Annotated in this window: 18 protein-coding genes, 2 tRNA genes and 1 pseudogene; 16 read left to right on the top strand and 5 right to left on the bottom strand. The window is 72.2% G+C overall.

What is annotated here, in order from left to right; all coding sequences use genetic code 11:
- The first annotated feature begins 310 nt into the window (after window positions 1–310).
- Window positions 311–1,483: a glycosyltransferase family 2 protein gene (locus ACZ4W9_RS06905; protein ID WP_467933945.1), complete on the top strand. Its 1,173-nt coding sequence runs from the start codon at window positions 311–313 to the stop codon at window positions 1,481–1,483.
- A 64-nt stretch (window positions 1,484–1,547) separates the two neighbouring features.
- Here the strand turns inward: ACZ4W9_RS06905 and ACZ4W9_RS06900 are convergent, their stop codons facing one another.
- Entirely contained in the window at window positions 1,548–2,939 is a 1,392-nt protein-coding gene (locus ACZ4W9_RS06900) for a polysaccharide pyruvyl transferase family protein (RefSeq protein WP_467933708.1), read from the bottom strand.
- A gap of 235 nt (window positions 2,940–3,174) precedes the next feature.
- On the opposite strand from ACZ4W9_RS06900, the gene proB reads away from it, so the two are divergent.
- The 5 genes from proB to ACZ4W9_RS06875 all read left to right on the top strand — a co-directional run bounded on the left by proB (window position 3,175) and on the right by ACZ4W9_RS06875 (window position 8,175).
- Window positions 3,175–4,281, top strand: a complete 1,107-nt coding sequence (proB, locus tag ACZ4W9_RS06895) for a glutamate 5-kinase (RefSeq protein ID WP_467933944.1) — start codon at window positions 3,175–3,177, stop codon at window positions 4,279–4,281.
- 187 nt (window positions 4,282–4,468) lie between these two features.
- A complete protein-coding gene (locus tag ACZ4W9_RS06890; RefSeq protein ID WP_467933707.1) occupies window positions 4,469–4,894 on the top strand; it encodes a hypothetical protein in 426 nt (141 codons plus the stop codon).
- A gap of 138 nt (window positions 4,895–5,032) precedes the next feature.
- Window positions 5,033–6,319 (top strand): glutamate-5-semialdehyde dehydrogenase, encoded by a 1,287-nt coding sequence (locus ACZ4W9_RS06885; RefSeq protein WP_467933706.1) that lies wholly within the window; start codon window positions 5,033–5,035, stop codon window positions 6,317–6,319.
- Window positions 6,320–6,439: 120 nt separating this feature from the next.
- Complete coding sequence (locus ACZ4W9_RS06880; RefSeq protein ID WP_467933704.1) at window positions 6,440–7,006, top strand: SCO2584 family spore wall biosynthesis protein; 567 nt, start codon at window positions 6,440–6,442, stop codon at window positions 7,004–7,006.
- Window positions 7,007–7,104: 98 nt separating this feature from the next.
- Window positions 7,105–8,175, top strand: coding sequence for an SCO2583 family membrane protein (locus ACZ4W9_RS06875; protein WP_467933703.1), 1,071 nt, complete (start codon window positions 7,105–7,107; stop codon window positions 8,173–8,175).
- Window positions 8,176–8,243: 68 nt separating this feature from the next.
- Here the strand turns inward: ACZ4W9_RS06875 and ACZ4W9_RS06870 are convergent, their stop codons facing one another.
- Window positions 8,244–9,350: a M48 family metallopeptidase gene (locus ACZ4W9_RS06870; RefSeq protein ID WP_467933702.1), complete on the bottom strand. Its 1,107-nt coding sequence runs from the start codon at window positions 9,348–9,350 to the stop codon at window positions 8,244–8,246.
- A 102-nt stretch (window positions 9,351–9,452) separates the two neighbouring features.
- On the opposite strand from ACZ4W9_RS06870, the gene ACZ4W9_RS06865 reads away from it, so the two are divergent.
- The 7 genes from ACZ4W9_RS06865 (at window position 9,453) to ACZ4W9_RS06835 (ending at window position 13,859) form a co-directional block, all read left to right on the top strand.
- On the top strand, window positions 9,453–9,617 hold the full coding sequence (locus ACZ4W9_RS06865; RefSeq protein WP_467933700.1) for a hypothetical protein: 165 nt from the start codon (window positions 9,453–9,455) through the stop codon (window positions 9,615–9,617).
- A 167-nt stretch (window positions 9,618–9,784) separates the two neighbouring features.
- The gene (locus tag ACZ4W9_RS06860; protein WP_318203581.1) at window positions 9,785–9,949 is read left to right on the top strand and encodes a hypothetical protein; all 165 of its coding nucleotides are present in this window, start codon (window positions 9,785–9,787) and stop codon (window positions 9,947–9,949) included.
- 56 nt (window positions 9,950–10,005) lie between these two features.
- Window positions 10,006–10,695 (top strand): nicotinate-nucleotide adenylyltransferase, encoded by a 690-nt coding sequence (gene nadD, locus ACZ4W9_RS06855; RefSeq protein WP_467933699.1) that lies wholly within the window; start codon window positions 10,006–10,008, stop codon window positions 10,693–10,695.
- 16 nt (window positions 10,696–10,711) lie between these two features.
- The gene (locus ACZ4W9_RS06850; protein ID WP_467933698.1) at window positions 10,712–12,454 is read left to right on the top strand and encodes an LCP family protein; all 1,743 of its coding nucleotides are present in this window, start codon (window positions 10,712–10,714) and stop codon (window positions 12,452–12,454) included.
- 127 nt (window positions 12,455–12,581) lie between these two features.
- Window positions 12,582–13,025 carry a ribosome silencing factor gene (gene rsfS / locus ACZ4W9_RS06845; RefSeq protein WP_467933696.1) on the top strand — a complete coding sequence of 148 codons (444 nt, stop codon included), beginning with the start codon at window positions 12,582–12,584 and terminating at the stop codon, window positions 13,023–13,025.
- On the top strand, window positions 13,025–13,693 hold the full coding sequence (locus tag ACZ4W9_RS06840) for a histidine phosphatase family protein (RefSeq protein WP_030605013.1): 669 nt from the start codon (window positions 13,025–13,027) through the stop codon (window positions 13,691–13,693). Before rsfS ends, ACZ4W9_RS06840 begins: the two co-directional genes overlap by 1 nt.
- A gap of 93 nt (window positions 13,694–13,786) precedes the next feature.
- Window positions 13,787–13,859: transfer RNA gene (locus ACZ4W9_RS06835), tRNA-Ala, on the top strand.
- 76 nt (window positions 13,860–13,935) lie between these two features.
- On the opposite strand, the gene ACZ4W9_RS06830 is transcribed toward ACZ4W9_RS06835, so the two are convergent.
- Entirely contained in the window at window positions 13,936–14,820 is an 885-nt protein-coding gene (locus ACZ4W9_RS06830) for a helix-turn-helix transcriptional regulator (RefSeq protein WP_467933695.1), read from the bottom strand.
- 293 nt (window positions 14,821–15,113) lie between these two features.
- On the opposite strand from ACZ4W9_RS06830, the gene ACZ4W9_RS06825 reads away from it, so the two are divergent.
- Window positions 15,114–16,478 (top strand): MFS transporter, encoded by a 1,365-nt coding sequence (locus ACZ4W9_RS06825; protein WP_467933943.1) that lies wholly within the window; start codon window positions 15,114–15,116, stop codon window positions 16,476–16,478.
- A gap of 245 nt (window positions 16,479–16,723) precedes the next feature.
- The gene (locus ACZ4W9_RS06820) at window positions 16,724–16,957 is read left to right on the top strand and encodes a hypothetical protein (protein ID WP_318203588.1); all 234 of its coding nucleotides are present in this window, start codon (window positions 16,724–16,726) and stop codon (window positions 16,955–16,957) included.
- On the opposite strand, the gene ACZ4W9_RS06815 is transcribed toward ACZ4W9_RS06820, so the two are convergent.
- Window positions 16,947–18,152 carry a glycosyltransferase 87 family protein gene (locus ACZ4W9_RS06815; protein ID WP_467933693.1) on the bottom strand — a complete coding sequence of 402 codons (1,206 nt, stop codon included), beginning with the start codon at window positions 18,150–18,152 and terminating at the stop codon, window positions 16,947–16,949. The two genes, ACZ4W9_RS06820 and ACZ4W9_RS06815, sit on opposite strands and share 11 nt — an antisense overlap.
- Window positions 18,153–18,266: 114 nt before the next feature.
- Between ACZ4W9_RS06815 and ACZ4W9_RS06810 the strand changes: the two genes are divergently transcribed.
- Window positions 18,267–18,339, top strand: a tRNA-Ala gene (locus ACZ4W9_RS06810).
- Window positions 18,340–18,356: 17 nt separating this feature from the next.
- Here ACZ4W9_RS06810 and ACZ4W9_RS06805 read toward each other — a convergent pair.
- Window positions 18,357–19,590, bottom strand: a pseudogene (locus ACZ4W9_RS06805) (ferredoxin); the annotation flags it as partial.
- Between the last annotated feature and the right edge of the window lie 97 nt (window positions 19,591–19,687).

Genomic DNA, 19,687 nt, shown 5'->3' with positions numbered 1-19,687 from the left:
ACCCGGCCCCCGGGGGGAGCACTCCCCGGGGGCCTTCTCGTGCCCTGCGTTCACGTCGTGCCCGCACTCGCGTCTTGCCCCGCTCTCAACCGGTCCTGGGCGGTTCTTACCGTGCCGGCGTACTGTCTGTGCGGCGGCTGTCTGTGAGTTCCGCCACTCAGGGCGTTCGGCAAGGCAACCGCCACCCCCGACCACCCGTCTAGCACCTTGCGATCGAGTCGATGCGGGGAAAAATCTTGGTGAACGAGGGGGAAGTGTGACCGTCGTGACGCAGCCCGATGTGAGCGTGGTCATCGGGGCGTACGAAGCGATGCCGTACCTGGTCGAGTGCCTGGCATCCGTCGAGGCGCAGACCATCGGTGCGGACCGGATGGAGGTCATCGCGGTCGACGACGGCTCCACCGACGGCACCGGCGACTGCCTGGAGGAGTTCGCCGCCCGCGCCCCCATGCCGGTGACCGTCGTCCGCCAGGAGAACTCCGGCGGCCCGAGCGGCCCCCGCAACGTCGGCCTGGCCAAGGCGAGCGGTCGCTACGTCTTCTTCCTCGACGCCGACGACCGGCTCGGCCCCGAGGCCCTGGAGCGCATGGTCGCCATGGCCGACAAGAACGGCACGGACGTCGTCCTCGGCCGGGTCGAGGGCGTCAACCGCTCCGCGCCCAAGTCCATGTGGGGCAAGACGCTGGACCGGGCCGACGTCTTCACCTCCAACATCAAGTTCACCCTCAGCGCGCAGAAGCTGTTCCGCCGGTCCCTGCTGGAACGGCACGGCATGCGGTTCGACGAGTCGCTGTTCACCGGCGAGGACGCCCTCTTCACCCTGGAGGCGTACCTGCGCGCCGACGGTGTCTCCGTGGTCGCCGACTACACCTGCTACTACCTGGTCGGCCGCGACGACGGCAAGCAGGTCACCAAGAGCGGCAGCTACACCCTGCGCTTCGACTCCGCGCGCTCCCTGATGAAGCTGATCGCCGACATGGTCCCGGCCGGCGACAAGCGCGACCTGCTCATGGTGCGGCCGTTCCTCGTCACGCTGCTGCCGCAGTTCGGCCCGAAGTTCCTCACGGACGGTGAGGAGATCCGGCGGAACAAGTTCGATCTGGCCAAGCCGCTGATGGAGGCCTACTGGACGCCCGGGGTGGCCCGCCGGCTCAAGGTGCACGAGCGGCTGCGGCTGCACCTGGTCGCCATGCAGCGGCCCGATCTGCTGGTCGACGTCGTCAAGTTCGTCAAGGAGAAGAAGCAGCCCGACGCCGTGCTGGAGAAGCGCGGCACCCGGCTCTACCTCGGCTACCCGCACTTCCGGTCCAAGGCCGCCGGCGTGCCCGACGAGGTCTATCGCGCCGAGGCCCGCGAGGCCCGCGCCTACCCGGGCTACCGCGAGGCGGTCGCCAACTCCGTCCCGCGCCGCGCCGTGCGCAAGATCCGCCGCAAGCTGCGGCGCCTGCTGGCGGGCAAGAAATTCGGAGCGGCGGCGGCCTGACGTCCCACGGCGGGCGGGGCCGGGGCCCGGGCGGACGCACCCGGCCCCCTCCTTCCCCGCGGGGCTACTGCTTGCCCGACTGGAGTGCGCGGCGCAGGGGGCGGCCCACCACGCGTCGCGCACGGCGGTAGACGGACGTGCCGGAGGCCGGGCTCGCCGCGTCCTTCGCCTTCGCCAGCTCCCGCCGCAACCGCTCGTTGTCCCGGGCGAGTTCGCTCACCTGGCTGTGCAGCCAGCCGAACCGGCCGCTCAGCGCGGCGGGGTCGGCGTCGTTCCACGGCCGGATGCCCGGCGGGAACGCCAGCGACCGCATCTTCTTGTCGAAGGCCGCGCCGCCGTCGCCGTGCGTGAAGGTGTTGTCGAGCCCGTTCTTGTCCAGGAAGGCCACGAACCGGTCGAAGCGCTCCGCGTGGCCCCCGACCAGCCCGCTCAGGTCCAGCTGCTCGTACAGCCGGACCGGATCCGCCGCCAGCAGCTCCTTGGTGACCTGGTCCAGCCGCCGGTGCGGGATCTCGAAGTACCGGCACAGCTCCAGCGTGCGCGAGTCCCCGCACAGCACCGTCGCCGGCGTCCCCGCGAGCAGCGCCGCGATGTTGCCGTGGATGCGCGAGCCGAAGGAGAAGTCGTAGGAGCGCAGGTCGTCGATCCAGGTGACCGGGTCGACGTACACCCGCGCCTTGCCCTCCCGGTACATCGGGTGGTCCGGGTGCGTCGGCATCGCCGTCACCCGGGCGTTGGGGTCGCTCAGGTCCCGCCAGTGCAGCTGCCGGGCGTCGCTGATGTTCTGCCCGATGAAGCACAGGTTCGGGTAGCGGTCGTGGGCGCGGGTGATGATCCGGTCCAGGCCCTGCTTCTGCACCGCGTGGTGCGAACCGTTCACCGCGATCCGCGCGTCCGCCGTCAGCTGGGGCACCCGCTTGCGCACGTCGAGCTGCCGGCCGTACAGGAACAGCGACGGGCAGCCGATGACCTCGACATCACGGAAGCCCAGGTCGCGCAGGTACTGCTCGGTGAACTCGCCACGCACCCCGATGGAGGCGCTGCGCTCCAGCACCGCCGCGCAGAAGTCGCGCACCGACTGCTCCATCGGCTTCAGCCGTGCCGGGTCGTACCCCAGCCCGGCCTGCGCGCCGACCCCCAGCACCACGACGGGGATCCGCAGCTTGTCGATCAGGCGGGTCAGCCGCTTGAGCCGGCCCTCGAAGGACGGCCGGAAGGCGTTGGCGAGCGGCACGACGAAGACGTCGTACTCCTCGTTGATCCGGGCCGCCGCCGAGACGTCCGTGCCGATGCCGTTGGAGACGACCTCGGTGTGCGGTGTCTCCAGGATCTTGTGCGCGGCATCGCTGAAGATCAGGTTGCCGGAGTTGGTGGCGATGACGTCCCGGTGGAGAGCCTCCTCGACGGACAGGACGTCGTACGGGCTCTTGCCCGAGCGCAGCAGGACACGCTTCACAGGGCGAACATTATGTGACACAAAGTTCAACTTATGTTGGATCAGGTTTTGATTTCTACAGGCAACCACTACAACTTTTTTGCCGTCCGCGAATCTGTGAGCGAACCATGCGCCCCCGCGCTGTCCGGGAGCTGGACCGGTGAGCGCCTCCCGGCCCCGCTCGCGTAGATTGCCGGGCAGGCAGCCGACAGCGCGCGAGGGGACGGAAGGCACCGTGGCAAGGGCAAGGCAGGCCGTGGGCGAGGCCCGCAGGATCGTCGTCAAGGTGGGCTCCTCCTCGCTGACCACCGCCGAGGGCGGCCTGGACGCCGACCGCGTCGACGCCCTCGTCGACGTCCTCGCCAAGAGCCGCGGCGGCGGGGAGCGGGAGATCGTCCTCGTCTCCTCCGGCGCCATCGCCGCCGGCCTCGCCCCCCTCGGCCTGCGCCGCCGCCCCCGTGACCTCGCCCGCCAGCAGGCCGCCGCCAGCGTCGGCCAGGGCCTGCTCGTCGCCCGCTACACCGCCTCCTTCGCCCGCTACGGCGTCCGCGTCGGCCAGATCCTGCTCACCAGCGACGACATGAGCCGCCGCGCCCACCACCGCAACGCCTCGCGCACCCTCGACGAGCTGCTCGCGATGGGCGCCTTCCCGATCGTCAACGAGAACGACACCGTCGCCACCGACGAGATCCGCTTCGGCGACAACGACCGCCTCGCCGCCCTCGTCGCCCACCTCGTCCACGCCGACCTGCTCGTCCTCCTCTCCGACGTCGACGGCGTCTACGACGGCGACCCCAGCCGGCCCGGCACCTCCCGGATCGCTCAGGTGAGGGGCCCGCAGGACCTCGCCGGCGTCGAGATCGGCAGTGCGGGCAAGGCCGGCGTCGGCACCGGCGGCATGGTCACCAAGGTGGAGGCCGCCCGGATCGCCGCCGCCGCCGGCATTCCGGTGGTGCTCACCAGCGCCGTCCACGCGGCCGAGGCCCTGGCCGGCGGCGACACCGGCACCTACTTCCAGCCCACCGGCAAGCGCTCCGCCGACCGCCTCCTGTGGCTCCAGCACGCCTCCACCCCGCAGGGCGCCCTGACCCTGGACGACGGCGCGGTGGACGCGGTCGTGAACGGGCGCAAGTCGCTGCTGCCCGCCGGGATCGCCGCCGTGGAGGGCGAGTTCAGCGCCGGCGACCCCGTCGAACTGCGTGACGCGCGGGGCCGCGCGGTGGCCCGGGGACTCGTCAACTTCGACGCCAAGGAGATCCCCCGGCTGATCGGGCGTTCGACGCACGAGCTCGCACGGGAGCTGGGCGCCGCGTACGAACGCGAGGTCGTACACAGGGACGACCTGGTGCTCCTGCACGGGTGACGCTCGCAAAACCACTCGTAAAGCGGAGCGTGCGGGACGCCCCCGGTGGGGGACGTTCCGTAAAACCCCCACGCGAACTCGTGCGGCCTGCTCAACTTTGTCTCGGGAACATGTTGAAGGGAACACGTTCCGTCAAGGGGCCAAGCGAGCCATACGGCCTTGCCGGCCATGCGTGAAGGAGGCCGTCGTGAGACGAGTGCGCCCGGGGGCGGCGTCCCGCGGTGCTCTGACGAGCGTCGCGGCCGGGGACACCTTTGAGCAACCCAGGGACCTGCCCAGGCTGTGGCACGTCACCCTGAGCGTCTCCGGTGAGAAGGTCCCGCTGCCGGAACTGCGGCGGGCCCTGGAGCAGCTCGCCCACGACCACCCCTTCCTGCTGACCAGCAGATACGCGACCGACCACGCGGAGATCCGGTACTGGGAAGAGGCCCGCGACCTGCACGACGCCGCCGCGGTGGCGCTGCGCCTGTGGGGCGAGCACCGGCAGAGCGCCGGCCTGCCGCGCTGGGAGATCGTCGGCCTGGAGGTCATCGACCGCGAGACCTACCACCACCGCATCGCCGAGGGCTACGGCCCGTCACCGGCCACACCGGTGGGGGTACACCCGTTCTGAGCCGGGACCCCAGGGGCAGCCGGTAAGGATCGCGGAAGGAGCCGCAGGGAACCCGGGGGAGGGGTTGGCCCTTTTTGGGGTGTCTCGGGGTGTGGGACGACCGCTGAACCGCGGCGCCCCGCGCACTACCCTTCCCCCATGACCACGCTCTCGCCGTACGACTCGATGTCCCCGGTCACCCAGGCCGCCTACCGGGCCAAGGCCGCCGCCGCCGACCTCGCGCCGCTGCCGCGTGCCGTGAAGGACGACGTGCTGCTCGCCATCGCGGACGCCCTGGAGGTCCGGACCGCCGAGATCGTCGAGGCCAACGCCAGGGACGTGGCCAAGGCCCGGGAGAACGGCACCGGCGAGGCCATCGTCGACCGGCTCACCCTCACCCCCGAGCGGGTCCGCGCCATCGCCTCCGACGTCCGCGACGTGGTGCGGCTGCCCGACCCGGTCGGCGAGGTCGTCCGCGGCTCCACCCTGCCCAACGGCATCGACCTGCGCCAGGTCCGCGTCCCGCTCGGCGTCGTCGGCATCATCTACGAGGCCCGCCCGAACGTGACGGTCGACGCGGCCGCCCTGTGCCTGAAGTCCGGCAACGCCGTCCTGCTGCGCGGCTCCGCCTCCGCCTACGAGTCGAACACCGCCCTGGTCCGGGTGATCCGGGACGCCGTCGGCGGTGCCGGGCTCCCCGCCGACGCCGTCCAGCTCGTGCCCGGCGAGAGCCGCGACTCCGTCCGCGAGCTGATGCGCGCCCGCGGCCTGGTCGACGTCCTCATCCCGCGCGGCGGCGCCTCCCTGATCCGGACCGTCGTCAACGAGTCCACGGTCCCCGTGATCGAGACCGGCACCGGCAACTGCCACGTCTACGTCGACGCCCGGGCCGACATCGACACCGCCGTCGAGATCCTGATCAACTCCAAGGCCCAGCGGGTCAGCGTCTGCAACGCCGCCGAGACCCTCCTCGTCCACCAGGACATCGCCCCCGAGTTCCTGCCCCGCGCCCTGGACGCCCTCGCCGAGGCCGGGGTCACCGTCCACGCCGACGACCGGGTCATGGCCTACGCCAAGGAGTCCCGGGCCACCGTGGTCGAGGCGACCCCCGAGGACTGGGAGACCGAGTACCTCTCCCACGACATCGCCGCCGCGGTGGTCGACTCCCTGGACAAGGCCGTCGAGCACATCCGGCTGTGGACCTCCGGCCACACCGAGGCCATCGTCACCACCTCCCAGCAGGCCGCCCGCCGCTTCACCCAGCTGGTCGACTCCACCACCGTCGCCGTGAACGCCTCCACCCGGTTCACCGACGGCGGCCAGTTCGGCTTCGGCGCCGAGATCGGCATCTCCACCCAGAAGCTGCACGCCCGCGGCCCGATGGGCCTGCCGGAGCTGACCAGCACCAAGTACATCGTCACCGGCGACGGACACGTACGCCGCTGAGGTTCACCCGTCCGGCTCAAGCGCCCCCGGCGCCGGGAGCGCGGCCGGGAGGCGTCTCACCCACCAGACGAATTTCCATACCGTCTGCCCAAATTGACCCCCCAGGTCTACTCTGGATCCGTGCCGGAGGACGTGGGGGGCACGCCGTTCCCTGACGGCTGGGAGCCCGACGACGACCACGACCACGGGGTGCCGGACGAAGAGTTCGCCTCCGTGGTCTTCGACGAGGCCTTCGTACGGGCGGCCACGGTCCATGAACCGTCCGCCGTCGAACGCCTCCTCGCCGCCGCCCAGGCCAGGGCCGAGGCCTCCGAGGCGGAGGCCCGCCGCGCCCGCGCCCGGGCCGAGCGCTACGACGACGGCTACGGCCCCGAGAGTGCCGGATTCGGTCAAGATCACGACGACGACGAGCCGGACGACCGGTACGTCCTCGGCGACGGCCCCTACGGCCCGTACGGCAAGCAGGTCCGCTGGCACCGCCCCGTCGCCTGGCTCCTCGCCGTCGTGATGGGCATCGGCATGGTCGCCCTGGCCTTCGCCGCCGTCTACCGAGGAGGCTCCTCGGGAACCCGCGACCGGGTGCCCGCGCCCGCCTCGACCGGCATAGGCAAGGAAACCGCGTCCGCTCCCGCCCCCGCCGACGACCACCGCCGGCCGGCCGTCTCGGCCGTTCCGCCCTCCCCCTGAGCGCCCTTGGAGCACCCCGCCCGACCCTGTTGAGAACCTGTCAGAAGTTGGCGTCGGCCGGGCGTTTACCCGGGGCCCGCCGGACCTACTCTGAAGGTATGGGCGGGCCTGGAGACCCACCGGAGGGGACACCCGAGGGCGGCCCCGGCGGTGCGGAGGACGAATACCGATCCGTCGTCTTCGACGAGTCGTTCGTCCGTGCTGCCCGCCTCCAGGAGTCCTCCGCCGCGGAGCGGATGGCCGACCGCGCGCCCGCCGTACGCCGCCGCCCGCCCCTGCACCGCGGACCGACCCGGCAGGCCCTGCTCCTCGTCCTGCTGATCGCCCTCGCCTTCGGCACCGCGCTCTACATGGGCGTCCGCCACCCCTACGGCTCCGCGCAGGCCCGCCGGACCGTGGAGGCCCTGCGGATGACGGTGATCCCGCTCGCCCCGCAGGGCAGGGTGCCCGGCACCGGCGACACCGGGAGGCTGTTCGCCCGCAGCCCCGCCGCCCACTTCGACGTCGGCGCCGAGGGCATACCCCTGCCGCCCTCGCGCGGCACCGCGCACTTCTCCGACAGCCAGGTGGTGACCGCCCTCACCACCGTCAAGGACTACCTCGTCCGCTCCTCGCTCGACCCCGACGTGCTGGCCGGCCGGGAGGCGCGCCCCGCCCGGGCCCTGGTCGACTCCGACCAGCTCGACCAGTTCGACCGGAGCTTCGGCCACCCGGCCGCGGACGGGCGGCACGCGCCCACGGGCTGGGTGGTCCGCATCGACCCCGCGCGAGCCCGGCTGGCCGACGACCGGATCCGGGTCTTCGGCACCCTGAAGGCCGACGAGGCCGACGCGGCGACGCTGGAGGTCTCCGCCGACCACACCTTCGTCTACGCCCTGCGCCCCGCCGGCGCCGCCTCCGACGCCCCCGCGTCCCTCTTCACGGTCCGCCGCGAGCTGACCTTCCGCTTCGACCGCGACGACCTGCGCACCCGCCAGGTCCAGCTGATCACGGCCTACGTCCAGGCGGGCCCCCTCGCCTGCGCCGAGGACTCCGCGGCCTACCTGCGCCCCCTCCTGGCCGGCCAGACGGCCGGAACGGGCGGCCCCGCCGGCACCGACCCCTACGACACGGACAGCCCGGCGGCCCTGTGCGGCACCCTGGCGACGGGGGCGCAGCCGGAGGTGTGAGGGGTGCCGGGGGCGCTGCGAGGCCCCCGGTGGGCCCCGGGCGTGCCCGGCGGAGGGCTGGCGGAGCGCTACTCGTCCGTGCCGGCGGCGTCCCCCGTGGCGGGGCCCGTGCCCGGACCCGGGCCCGGCGGAGGGCTGCGGAAGCCGTCGAAGCCCCGGCGGACCCGGCCGCCCAGGTCGCCCGCGCCGCCCGCGAGGTCCGTGACCAGCTTCATCAGCGGGTCCTTGGAGCCCTTCACATCGCTCGCGTAGCTCGCCGCCGACTCGCGGAAGGAGTCACCGACGGAGGCGTCCTTGTCCTCGCCGCGCCGCGGGTAGTGGCCGTCCATGATCCGCTGGTGGTCCCGCGACTCGGCCCACTTCTTCAGCTCGGCGGCCCGTACGGTGGTGAACGGGTGCGAACGCGGCAGCACGTTCAGGATCTTCAGCACGGAGTCGCGCAGGTCCCCGCCCGACTCGTACTCCTCGGCCTGCTCCAGGAACGCGTCCACGTTCATCTCGTGCAGGTGGTTGCCGCCCGCCGTCTTCATCAGGCCCCGCATGGAGGCCCGCAGGTCCTGGCCCACCAGCAGACCCGCCCGGTCGGCGGACAGCTCCGACTTGCGGAACCACTCCCGCAGCGCCGTCACGATCGCCATGACCGCGAGATTGCCCAGCGGGATCCAGGCGACCTTCACCGCGAGGCTGGTCAGGAACAGCAGGACCGTGCGGTACACCGAGTGCCCGGACAGCGCGTGCCCCACCTCGTGCCCGACGACCGCCCGCATCTCCTCCTCGTCGAGCAGCTCCACCAGCCCCGTGGTGACCACGATGATCGGCTCGTCCAGGCCGACGCACATCGCGTTCGGCTGCGGATCCTGTGTGACGTACATCGGCGGGACCTTCTCCAGGTCCAGGATGTAGCAGGCGTCCCGCAGCATGTCGTGCAGGTGGGAGAACTGCCGCTCGGAGACCCGCACCGAGTCGGACAGGAACAGCAGCCTGAGGCTCCGCTCGGGCAGCAGCCCGCTGAGCGCCTTGAACACGGTGTCGAACCCGCTCAGCCTGCGCAGCGCGACCAGGGCAGAACGGTCCGCCGGGTGCTCGTACGCGCGCGAGGAGATCCCGGGGAAGCGCCTGCGCTGCCTGCCGGGCACCCGCTCCTGCCCGGTGTCCTGCCGGCCGTCGTCGGACATGTCTTCCCCCATGCACGTGTCGGTGCCCACTGTGCCCCCGAGGCGGGACCCAGCCTAGGCGGAGATACCGTGGCGAGCAGTACACCCGAAGGAGTCGCCGCCATGGAGCACCACCCCGCAGCCGCCGGACTGACCGAGGCCGCCACGATCGCCGTCCAGCAGCACGGGGCGGGAAACCTGCTCCGCGTCGTCCTGATCGTGATGGTCCTCGGTTGCGTACTGACCGCCTGGTTCCTGCTGCGCGGCTACAAGCAGAAGGACGACTGACACCCGGCCGAGGTTCCCCGTCCGCCGGGCGGCCGGCGGTCCGCGCCGGGGCCGGCCGCCGGCGCCTCGCGTCCCCAACGGCGGAGTCGGCGTGATCGCCCCGAGGCCGCCCGCTTACGATGAGCCGACATCTTTATTCCGCCCACACGCGATAGGTCCTGCCGAAGATGAGCTTCCACAGCGCCGCAGCCCAGTTGGTCACCCTCGCCGCCGAGGGCGAGGAGCACGGCGGAAACCACAACAGCCTGAACCCGGCCATCACCGGCGGCGGCGCCCTGATCATCCTGCTCCTGCTGCTGTGGATCACGACGCGCTTCAACCGCGACCGCTGAGCGGGGACCCCGTCCCCGGCCGGACGTTCGAAGCCGGGCCGGTAGGGTCTGCACGCATGGGAGAGCAGGACATGCCTACCGGTCCGGCACACGAGGCGGCCGACGACACGGTGAAACACCCCCAGCACGGGCCGGGCAACGGTCCCGTCCACACGGGCAAGCGCCGCCTGGGTGTCATGGGCGGGACATTCGACCCGATCCACCACGGGCACCTGGTGGCGGCCAGCGAGGTCGCCGCGCAGTTCCAGCTGGACGAGGTGGTCTTCGTCCCCACCGGCGAGCCGTGGCAGAAGTCCCACCGCAAGGTGTCCCCGGCCGAGGACCGCTATCTGATGACGGTCATCGCGACCGCCGAGAACCCGCAGTTCTCCGTCAGCCGCATCGACATCGACCGCGGCGGCCCCACCTACACCGTCGACACCCTGCGCGACCTGCGTGCCCTCAACCCGGACACCGACCTCTTCTTCATCACCGGCGCCGACGCCCTCGCGCAGCTGCTGACCTGGCGCAACTCCGAGGAGCTGTTCTCCCTCGCGCACTTCATCGGCGTCACCCGCCCCGGCCACCACCTGACCGACCCGGGCCTGCCGGAAGGCGGCGTCTCGCTGGTCGAGGTGCCGGCCCTCGCCATCTCCTCCACGGACTGCCGCGCGCGAGTCGCCAAGGGCGACCCCATCTGGTACATGGTCCCGGACGGAGTCGTGCGCTACATCGACAAGCGCGAGCTGTACCGCGGCGGCGAGTGAGCCGAGAGGGGCACCGGTGAACGACCGATACGACGCGGGTGACGCGGGCTACGGCGCCGTTCCGTACGAGATCGTCGGCTACGACGAGTACGGCCGGCCCGTGTACCAGCAGGTACCGGCCGAGCAGGCTCCCCAGGCCCAGCAGGCGCACTACGACCCGTACGCCCAGCAGCAGGGCTACGGCTACGCCCCCTACACCGCCGGCCAGCAGCAGCCCGCCTACGACGCGTACGGCTCCTACGACCCCTACGGCGCGCAGACCCCGTACGACCCGTACGACCCGTACGCCACCGGCACGAGCGCCGGCACCCAGGACACCACCGGCTACGACCCCTACGGGCAGACCGCGAGCGGCGGCCGGCAGCCCCTGGTCGCCGAGCAGACCGCCTACATCCCCCAGCAGGCCGGTCGCGCGGAGAACGGTCCGGCCGCGGAGGACGGTCCGGCCGCCGGGGAGACCGGGCCCGACCCGGCCGCGCCGGATTACCGCACCGGCCAGTTCGCCTTCGTCGAGGAGCCGGACGGCGACTCCGAGGACGTCATCGACTGGCTGAAGTTCACCGAGAACCGCACCGAGCGGCGCGAGGAGGCCCGGCGCCGCGCCCGCGGCCGGCTCATCGCCCTGCTCGTCGTCCTCGCCCTCGTCGCGGCCGGCGGGGCCGGCTACCTCTGGTACGCCGGGAAGCTGCCCGGCCTCTCCTCCTCCGGCGGCTCGGACGGCACCGCCACCGCGGTCACCGCCCAGAAACGCGATGTGCTCGTCGTCCACCTGCACAACACCGTCAAGGGCGGCACCTCCACGGCGCTGCTGGTCGACAACGCCACCACCAAGCAGGGCACGACGGTGCTACTGCCCAACTCCCTGGCGCTGACCGGCGACGACGGCTCCACCACGACCCTCGCCAAGTCCGTGGACGACGACGACACCTCCGGCACCCGCGACCAGCTCGACACGGTCCTCGGCACCAGCATCCAGGGCACCTGGCGGCTCGACACCCCCTACCTGCAGAACCTCGTCGACCTCGTCGGCAACATCGAGATCGACACCGACACCGACGTGCCCGACCCGGACGCCAAGAAGAAGGGCGCCGCGCCGCTCGTCCACCAGGGCAAGGACCAGACCCTCAGCGGCAAGATGGCCGTCGCCTACGCCACCTACCGCGCCTCGGGCGAGTCCGAGAACGCCCAGCTCCAGCGGTTCGGCCAGGTCATGCAGGGCGTGCTGCGCAAGATGTCCTCCGACCCGGCGTCCGCCACCACCACCGTGCAGACGCTCGCGCAGATCCTCGACCCGCCGCTCACCGACAAGGACCTCGGCACCTTCCTCGCCAGGCTCGCCGACCTCGCCAAGAGCGGCGACTACCGGACCGCCCTGCTGCCCGTGCGGCCCGACGGCACGCTCAGTGCCGAGACCGGCGACAGCGTGGTGAAGGGCATCCTCGGCGGCACCGCGAAGAGCCCCGACGCCGGCTCCGCGGTCCGGGTCTCCGTGGAGAACGCCACCGGTGTGAAGGACGACACGGAGAAGGCCCGCGTGGTGCTCCTCAACGGCGGCTTCACCTTCCTGGAGGGCGGCAGCGCCGCCGGCACCGAGGCCACCTCGAAGGTGACCTACGCGGACGCCGCCGACAAGGCCAAGGCCACCGAGGTCGCCAAGACCCTCGGCCTGCCCGCCGGCTCCGTGACCAAGGGCACGGTCTCCTCCGGTGCCGACGTCTCGGTGGTCCTCGGCCGCGACTACGAGCCGTCCTCCTCCTGACCCCGGGCCGCGCTCCCCGGCGGAGCGCGGCCCGGGGGAACCCCACGTGCCGCCGTAATCCCGTGGGGGGTGCCGGGCGGTCCGTGAGACCCTTGATGACAAAAGACCGCCGACGGAAAGCCATGTAGTGACCGCCACAGACCGTTCCCTTGAACTCATCAACACCGCCGCCCAGGCCGCGGCCGACAAGCTCGCCCATGACGTCATCGCCTACGACGTGAGCGACGTGCTGTCGATCACGGACGCCTTCCTGCTCGCGTCCGCGCCGAACGACCGCCAGGTCAAGGCCATCGTCGACGAGATCGAGGAGCGCCTGCTGAAGGAACTCGGCGCCAAGCCGGTCCGCCGCGAGGGCGACCGCGAGGCCCGCTGGGTCCTGCTCGACTACGTCGACATCGTCGTGCACGTCCAGCACAGCGAAGAGCGGGTCTTCTACGCCCTGGAGCGGCTGTGGAAGGACTGCCCCGAGATCGAACTGCCCGCCGACGCCAAGGCCACCCGGGGCAAGGCAGAGGAGCACGCCCGGCTGCAGGCCGCCGAGGCCGACCAGGAGCCGGGCGGGGAGTGGTGATGAGCGCCACGGGTGAGGTGACCGACCGCAAGGGCCGGGGCCGCCGCATCATCCTGTGGCGCCACGGCCAGACCTCCTGGAACGTCGAGCGGCGCTTCCAGGGCACCACGGACGTCGAGCTGACCGAGACGGGCCTGGGCCAGGCCCGCCGCGCCGCCCGGCTGCTCGCCTCCCTGCGGCCCGACGCGATCGTCTCGTCGGACCTGCGGCGCGCCGCGCACACGGCCGCCGAGCTGGCCGCCCTCACCGGCCTCGACGTCACCCGCGAGGAGGGCCTGCGCGAGACCTACGCGGGCGTCTGGCAGGGGCTGACGCACGAGGAGATCATCGCCCGCCACGGCGAGGAGTACGCCGCCTGGAAGCGCGGTGAGGCGGTCCGCCGCGGCGGCGGCGAACTGGAGACCGAGGTCGCCGACCGCGCCGCCCCCGTCGTGCTGCGGCACGCCGAGAAGCTGCCCGAGGACGGCACCCTCGTCGTCGTCAGCCACGGCGGCACCATCCGCACCACCATCGGCCGGCTGCTCGGCCTGGAGGCCCGGCACTGGGAGAGCCTCGGCGGACTCTCCAACTGCTGCTGGTCCGTGCTCGGGGAGGGCGCCCGCGGCTGGCGCCTGCTGGAGCACAACGCGGGCACCCTCCCGGAGCCCGTCCTCGGCGACGACGACTGACCGTCCCGAGGCCCCCGGACCCCGGATTTCACTTTCCGGCAGGTCACAGGCTAAAGTTCTTCTTGTTCGCCCCGCCGAGCGGGAAGAACACCAGGGGCTATAGCTCAGTTGGTAGAGCGCCTGCATGGCATGCAGGAGGTCAGGAGTTCAATTCTCCTTAGCTCCACTGATCGACACTCTGTTGAGTTGTCAAAGATCGGTGATGAGGATCCCGTCCCCTTCAGGGGCGGGATTTTCTGCGTTCAGCGAGAGGCCACCTCCTCGGCCGCCGGCGGGAACAGCCGCTCCCTGCACTCCCGCAGCAACGTGATCTTCGCCCGCGCGTCCTCGTCCTCCGGGGTGTAGACCACGATCCGGCACTCGGGCATCCCGTCGATGGACAGCGACTGCGAGGTCATCCGCATCTCGCCGACCGCCGCGTGCCGGAAGGTCTTCACCCGGGGCCCCGGAGGCACCACCTCACAGCTCGCCCACAGCTCCGCGAACCAGCCGCTCGCCGCCGACAGCCCGCGTATGTAGTCCTCCCAGGCCGGTTCGCCCACGTGTCTGCCGTAGGAGGACCGCAGCGTCGCCACCATCAGCGGCAGCTCCACCTCCCGGTGCACCAGCGGGCAGATCCCCTCCGGCAGCGTGAACAGCGTCCACAGCACGTTCGGCAGGCCCGCTCCACCGGCCTCCATCGGCGGCACGAGGAACAGCTCGCGGTAGGCCGCGTTGGTGGCCAGGACGTCGTACCGCGCGTTGTAGACCACCGCCAGCATGGGGTCGAGGGCGTCGATGATGCCCTGCACCTCCGTGCCGATCCGCCGGCTGAGCCCCTCGGGGTCCGGCTGGAAGGGCACCTCGGCCAGCCGGTACAGGTGCTCCCGCTCCGGCGGGTCCAGCCGCAGCGTGCGTGCCACCGCGTCCAGCACCTGCGGCGAGGCGTTGATCGGCCGGCCCTGCTCCAGCCACGTGTACCAGGTCACGCCCACCCCCGAGAGCTGCGCGACCTCCTCCCGGCGCAGCCCGGGCGTGCGCCGCCGCAGACCCGGCGGCATCCCCACGTCCGCCGGTGTGACCCGGGCCCGCCTGCTGCGCAGGAAGGCCGCGAGCTCCGGCCTGCGCCGCTGTGTCCTTGTCCCCATCGTCCAGCCCCCGTCGTGTCCGTCTCATCGTCCGTACCCGGGCCCGCTTCTGCCAGGTGCTGGCAGTACCAGCATCAGCGGGCACTCGGCACCCGTACCGAGCCGTCGTCACGCTCGACGCCATGACGACGACCCCCCGGACCGGACCGGGCACCAAGCCCGCCCCGACCCTTGCCACCAGTGAACCAGCCGCCACTGACAGTGACCTCGCGGTCGCCGTCCGGGCGGAATCCTCCGTCACGGACAGTGAAGCACCCGCCACTGACAACCGGCCCCGGCTGCTGCTCGGCGTGCTGCTCGCCGCCCTGTTCATGGCCGCGCTCGACGTCTTCATCGTGAACGTCGCGGCCCCCTCGATCGGCACCGGCCTGCACGCCTCGGGCGCCGACCTGCAACTGGTGGTAGCCGGCTACACCATCACCTACTCCGTGCTGCTGATCACCGGCGCCCGGCTCGGGGACCGGCTCGGCCACGGCCGGGTGCATCTCGCCGGGCTGGCCCTGTTCACCGGGGCCTCGCTCGCCTGCGGACTGGCCTGGGGCCCGACCGCCCTGATCGTGTTCCGGCTGGCCCAGGGCGCGGGTTCGGCGCTGATGATCCCGCAGGTGCTCAGCCTCATCCAGCGCACCTTCACCGGCGAGGCCCGGGCCCGGGCGCTCGGCGCCTACTCGGCGGTCCTGGCCGTCGGCGCGGCGGCCGGGCAGGTCGTCGGCGGTGTGCTGGTCAGCGCCGACCTGTTCGGCACCGGCTGGCGGCCGGTGTTCCTGGTCAACGTGCCGGTGGGCGCCGTGCTGTTCCTGCTGGGCCGCAGGGTCCTGCCGCTGGACGGCGCGGCCGGACGGGACCGGGCCCGACCCCTCGACCTGCCCGGACTGGTGCTGCTCGGCGCCGCCGTGTCGCTGCTGACCGTGCCGCTGGTGCTCGGGCAGGAGGAGGACTGGCCGCTGTGGTCGTGGCTGTCGCTGGCCGGGGCCGCGGTGCTGTTCGCCGCGTTCTGCGGCTACGAGTCCCGGCTGGCCCGGCGCGGCGGCGCCCCGCTCATCACGCCCCGGGTGCTGCGGCACCCCGGCATCGGGCGGGCCGTCTTCCGGATCCTCGCGGTGATGTCGGTCAACGCCGGTTTCCTCTTCACGCTGACCCTGCACGTGCAGGGCGGCCTCGGCTACGGCGCCCTGCGCGCCGGGCTGGGCTTCGTGCCGACCGCGGTCTTCTTCGGCGCCGTCAGCCTCACCTGGCGGAAGTGGCCGGCGGCCTGGCAGCGGGCGCTGACGCCGGCCGGGTTCACGCTCACCGCGGTGTCCGTCGCCGTCGTGGGACTCGCCTTCCACGGCGGCGGGTCCGGCGGAGCGGTGCTGTACGCGGGGTACGCGGGCACGGGAGCCGGGCTGGCGCTCGCGTTCAGCCCGACGCTCACCGAGGCACTCGCCACCGTGCGGCCCGAGGACGCGGCGGACGCCGGCGGCCTGCTGGCGACGGTCGCACAACTCGGCCAGCTGATCGGTGTGGCGGCTTTCGGCACATTGTTCCTGAACCGGATCGAGTCGGCCGGGGCTCTTGGCCCGTACACCTCCGCGGAGGCGCTCTCGGTGTGCGCCTGGGCGCTGGCCGGGACGGCCGCGGCGGGGGCCGTGTCCGGACTGGTACTGAGGCGTCGCTGACCGTATTGGTCAGGCCGTGGCAGAATCAAACGGCCGGAAGGGGACGCGGCCCGACGGGAGGAGTAGCGATGCCTGCGAGCATCCTCGAGGAGGTCGGCCACCTCCTCGGTGCGGCGTTGATACGGGACACGACCACCCGCCTGAGCTGCCCTTCCTGCGGTTCCGCGCATGTGGCGCAAGTCCTCGGCGACAATGGCGGAATCTCGTACGTGTGCACGGCCTGCGGCCACATCTGGAGCTGAGCGATGGGTGCACACAGGCGGAAGTGCGACTGGTGCGGGAGCGGTACGCCCATCGTCCGTGACATGGAGCCGATCAACACCGACTACCAGTACTGGTGCGAGGAATGCGCGCGGGCGCTGATCATAAAAGGCGACCCCATCGAGACCTACCGGGAACTGGAAGGCGAGCCGATCTACGGCCGCCTTCTGGAGGAGCACTGCACGCTCAAGCGGTTCTACCAGTTCGTCACGGCTTGACGCGGATCTCGCCGGGCGCCGGCGTCGGGGTCCGGGTCAGCGCCAGGAAGAGCGCACCGGTGATGCCGTAGCCGGCCGACAGCAGCAAGTCCGTGCCCCTGAGGTGGAGTTCCGGCCGTCCGGGTCCGTGCGGCACCCACCAGGGGACGTACGACCAGAAGACCAGCAGGGTGCCCAGGGCCACCGCCCGGTGTCCGCGCGTCCACAGCAGCAGCACGAGCGGCACGCACCACACCCAGTGATGGGACCAGGACACCGGGCTGACCAACAGGGCGGTGACCGCGCAGGCGCACACCGCCCAGGCCCGCCGCCCCCGCAACTCCGCCCGCACGGCCACCGTGACGCCCAGGACGCCCAGGACGGCCGCGCCGGCCGTCCAGAAGGCCGCCGGGTCGGGCGTGTGCAGCAGGCGGGCCAGGATCCCGCGCAGGGCCTGGTTGGCGGTGTCCTCCGCCGTCCCGACCCGGCTCGCGCGGAACACCATGCGCGTCCAGAACCGCCGGGAGTCGTACGGCAGGACGGCCGCCGCCAGCAGGGTCGCTCCGGCGAACACGACGGCCGCCCCGCGCGCGTGCCGCAGCCACGGCCCGCCCCGCCCGCCCCGCAGCCGGTCCGCGAGGCCCGTGGCGAGCAGGAACACGGCGAACAGCGCGGGCGTCAGCTTGAGTGCCGCGGCCAGTCCGAGGCCCACCCCGCTCCAGCGGTCGTACCCGCCGGCCGGACGGCGGGTCAGGTCCCACAGCACCAGCACGGCCAGCAGCAGGTTGATCTGGCCGTAGCGCAGGGTCGTCCACACCGGCTCGCACCACACGGCCGTCGCCGCGACCCACCAGGAGGTCTCCACGCGCGCGTGGCCGACGAGTTTCAGCGACAGCCGTACGAAGACCACCAGCAGCGCGAGGTTGCCGGCCGTCGCCAGCGTGCGCAGTGACGCGGTGTCCGGCAGGGACAGCGGGGTGAACAGCAGGGCCGCGAACGGCGGATAGGTGGTGGGCAGACGCGCGCTGGTCGCCCGCAGGGCGTACAGATCGCCGCCGGCGCGCACGGCGGCTCCCTCGGCCCGGTAGACCATCAGGTCGACCATGGACACGTGCGCGGCCCGCTGCGCGGCCCAGAAGGCGGCGAAGGACACCAGGCACACGCCCAGGGAGACCGGGATCCGGCGGTGTGCTGGGGGCGGCGCGATCCGGGTCATGGAAACCGACATTACGGCCATATCGGTGTGGAGTCGAAACCGATTTGGTGCTGCGTCCAGGGGCCTGTAATGTTTACGTCGTCGCCGGGGGAACCGGGCGAAACAACAAAACAAGGGGCTATAGCTCAGTTGGTAGAGCGCCTGCATGGCATGCAGGAGGTCAGGAGTTCAATTCTCCTTAGCTCCACAGAAGTCGAAGGCGGATCATCCCGAGGATGGTCCGCCTTCGGCGTGTTGCGAACGCAAGGCCCGCGTGCGGCCCAGCGCACGCCGCCCGCGCCCCTGGGAGAGCACCGGCAGACTGCGCGACGGTGCCTGCCCGCGCGGATCCTCCTCGATGCGCAGGGCGAGCGCCGGGCAGCGGCGCACCGCGCGCAGCGCCTTCGCCTCCGCGTAGCGCGGCACCTGGGCCTGGGCGACGGTCGGGAAGCCGTCCGCGCCGAGTTCGAACACCTCCGGGAGGATGACCGCGCACAGCCCGTGGCCCCGGCACAGCGTCCAGTCGACGTGGATCTTCCGGCGGCTGGCACCGCTCTCCGCGGGCTCCGTGCCGCCCGGGACGCCCGTGGCGGTCCCGCCCCCCCTCGAAGAGCGGCAGAACGCCCTCCACGGGCCGTCCGCAGCCGTTCCCGAGGACATGGGCCGCCAGGTCGCCGGTGAACGCCTTGAGGGTCGGCTCCGGGAACATCGCCGAGCCGTCCGGGTGCGAACACGCGCCGCGCCGCTTCACGTTGTTCGCGACCTGTTTCAGCGCCTCCAGGGTGGCCGGCCCACCGCCGTTCAGGACATCCTCCAGTCCGCGCGCGGCGACGGGCAGCCCCAGATGGCACGGCCCGCACTGGCCGGCGCTCTCCTCGGCCAGCCACTGCGCCACCCGCAGCGACTCGCCCAGCGGGCACGTCTCCCGGCCGATCGGCAGGATCGCGCCCGCGCCCAGCGAACCGCCCACCGCCTCCAGCGAGTTGCGGGAGACGTTCGCCTCGTCCACGGTCTCCGCGTCGATCCGCTTGCCGTGATAGCCGCCGGTCGGCACGTCCTGCGGCACCGGCGGGGCGCCCGCCAGCCGCAGGACGTAGCGCAGCGGCACACCCGTGGGGACCTCGACCACCATCGGGCGGGCGACCGCGCCGGACACGGTGAGCATCACGGTGCCCGGTTCCTCGTACAGGCCGGTGTGGGCGTAGCGCTCCGGGCCGATCCGGGCGGCGACGGCGAGCTGCGCGAACGTCTCCGCGTTCGACAGCAGCGTGGGTGCCCCGCCGACGCCGCTGCGCGAGGCGCTGATCCCGCGGCCGGGCGGGATCGCCGGACCGCCGTCGATCGAGCGGATCAGCGAGGCGGCGGCACCGGTGACCATCCGCACCGGATGGCGCCGCACCCACGCGCGGAGCGCCGATCCGCGGCTGCTGCCCAGACCGCGTTCGGCGAGCGCGGCCTTAGCCTCGGCCTTTCATGACGGTCTGCCGACGGAGTCGGCAGACCGTTTCGCGTTCTGAGCCTGCTGATGGGCAGGCCGAGTGCCCGTCTGTCGCGTC

It is taken from the genome of Streptomyces sp. NPDC029296 (assembly GCF_055569255.1).
This window is presented reverse-complemented; position numbering and strand designations above follow the sequence as displayed.

Excerpts from the sequence above, each read along its gene's own strand:
- ACZ4W9_RS06905 (WP_467933945.1), top strand. The coding sequence starts at position 311 with ATGCCGTACCTGGTCGAGTGCCTGGCATCCGTCGAGGCGCAGACCATC.
- ACZ4W9_RS06815 (WP_467933693.1), bottom strand. The coding sequence starts at position 18,152 with ATGACCCGGATCGCGCCGCCCCCAGCACACCGCCGGATCCCGGTCTCC.
- ACZ4W9_RS06820 (WP_318203588.1), top strand. The coding sequence starts at position 16,724 with ATGGGTGCACACAGGCGGAAGTGCGACTGGTGCGGGAGCGGTACGCCC.
- nadD (WP_467933699.1), top strand. The coding sequence starts at position 10,006 with ATGGGAGAGCAGGACATGCCTACCGGTCCGGCACACGAGGCGGCCGAC.
- ACZ4W9_RS06885 (WP_467933706.1), top strand. The coding sequence starts at position 5,033 with ATGACCACGCTCTCGCCGTACGACTCGATGTCCCCGGTCACCCAGGCC.
- ACZ4W9_RS06860 (WP_318203581.1), top strand. The coding sequence starts at position 9,785 with ATGAGCTTCCACAGCGCCGCAGCCCAGTTGGTCACCCTCGCCGCCGAG.
- ACZ4W9_RS06870 (WP_467933702.1), bottom strand. The coding sequence starts at position 9,350 with ATGTCCGACGACGGCCGGCAGGACACCGGGCAGGAGCGGGTGCCCGGC.
- ACZ4W9_RS06875 (WP_467933703.1), top strand. The coding sequence starts at position 7,105 with ATGGGCGGGCCTGGAGACCCACCGGAGGGGACACCCGAGGGCGGCCCC.
- ACZ4W9_RS06840 (WP_030605013.1), top strand. The coding sequence starts at position 13,025 with ATGAGCGCCACGGGTGAGGTGACCGACCGCAAGGGCCGGGGCCGCCGC.
- ACZ4W9_RS06830 (WP_467933695.1), bottom strand. The coding sequence starts at position 14,820 with ATGGGGACAAGGACACAGCGGCGCAGGCCGGAGCTCGCGGCCTTCCTG.
- ACZ4W9_RS06865 (WP_467933700.1), top strand. The coding sequence starts at position 9,453 with ATGGAGCACCACCCCGCAGCCGCCGGACTGACCGAGGCCGCCACGATC.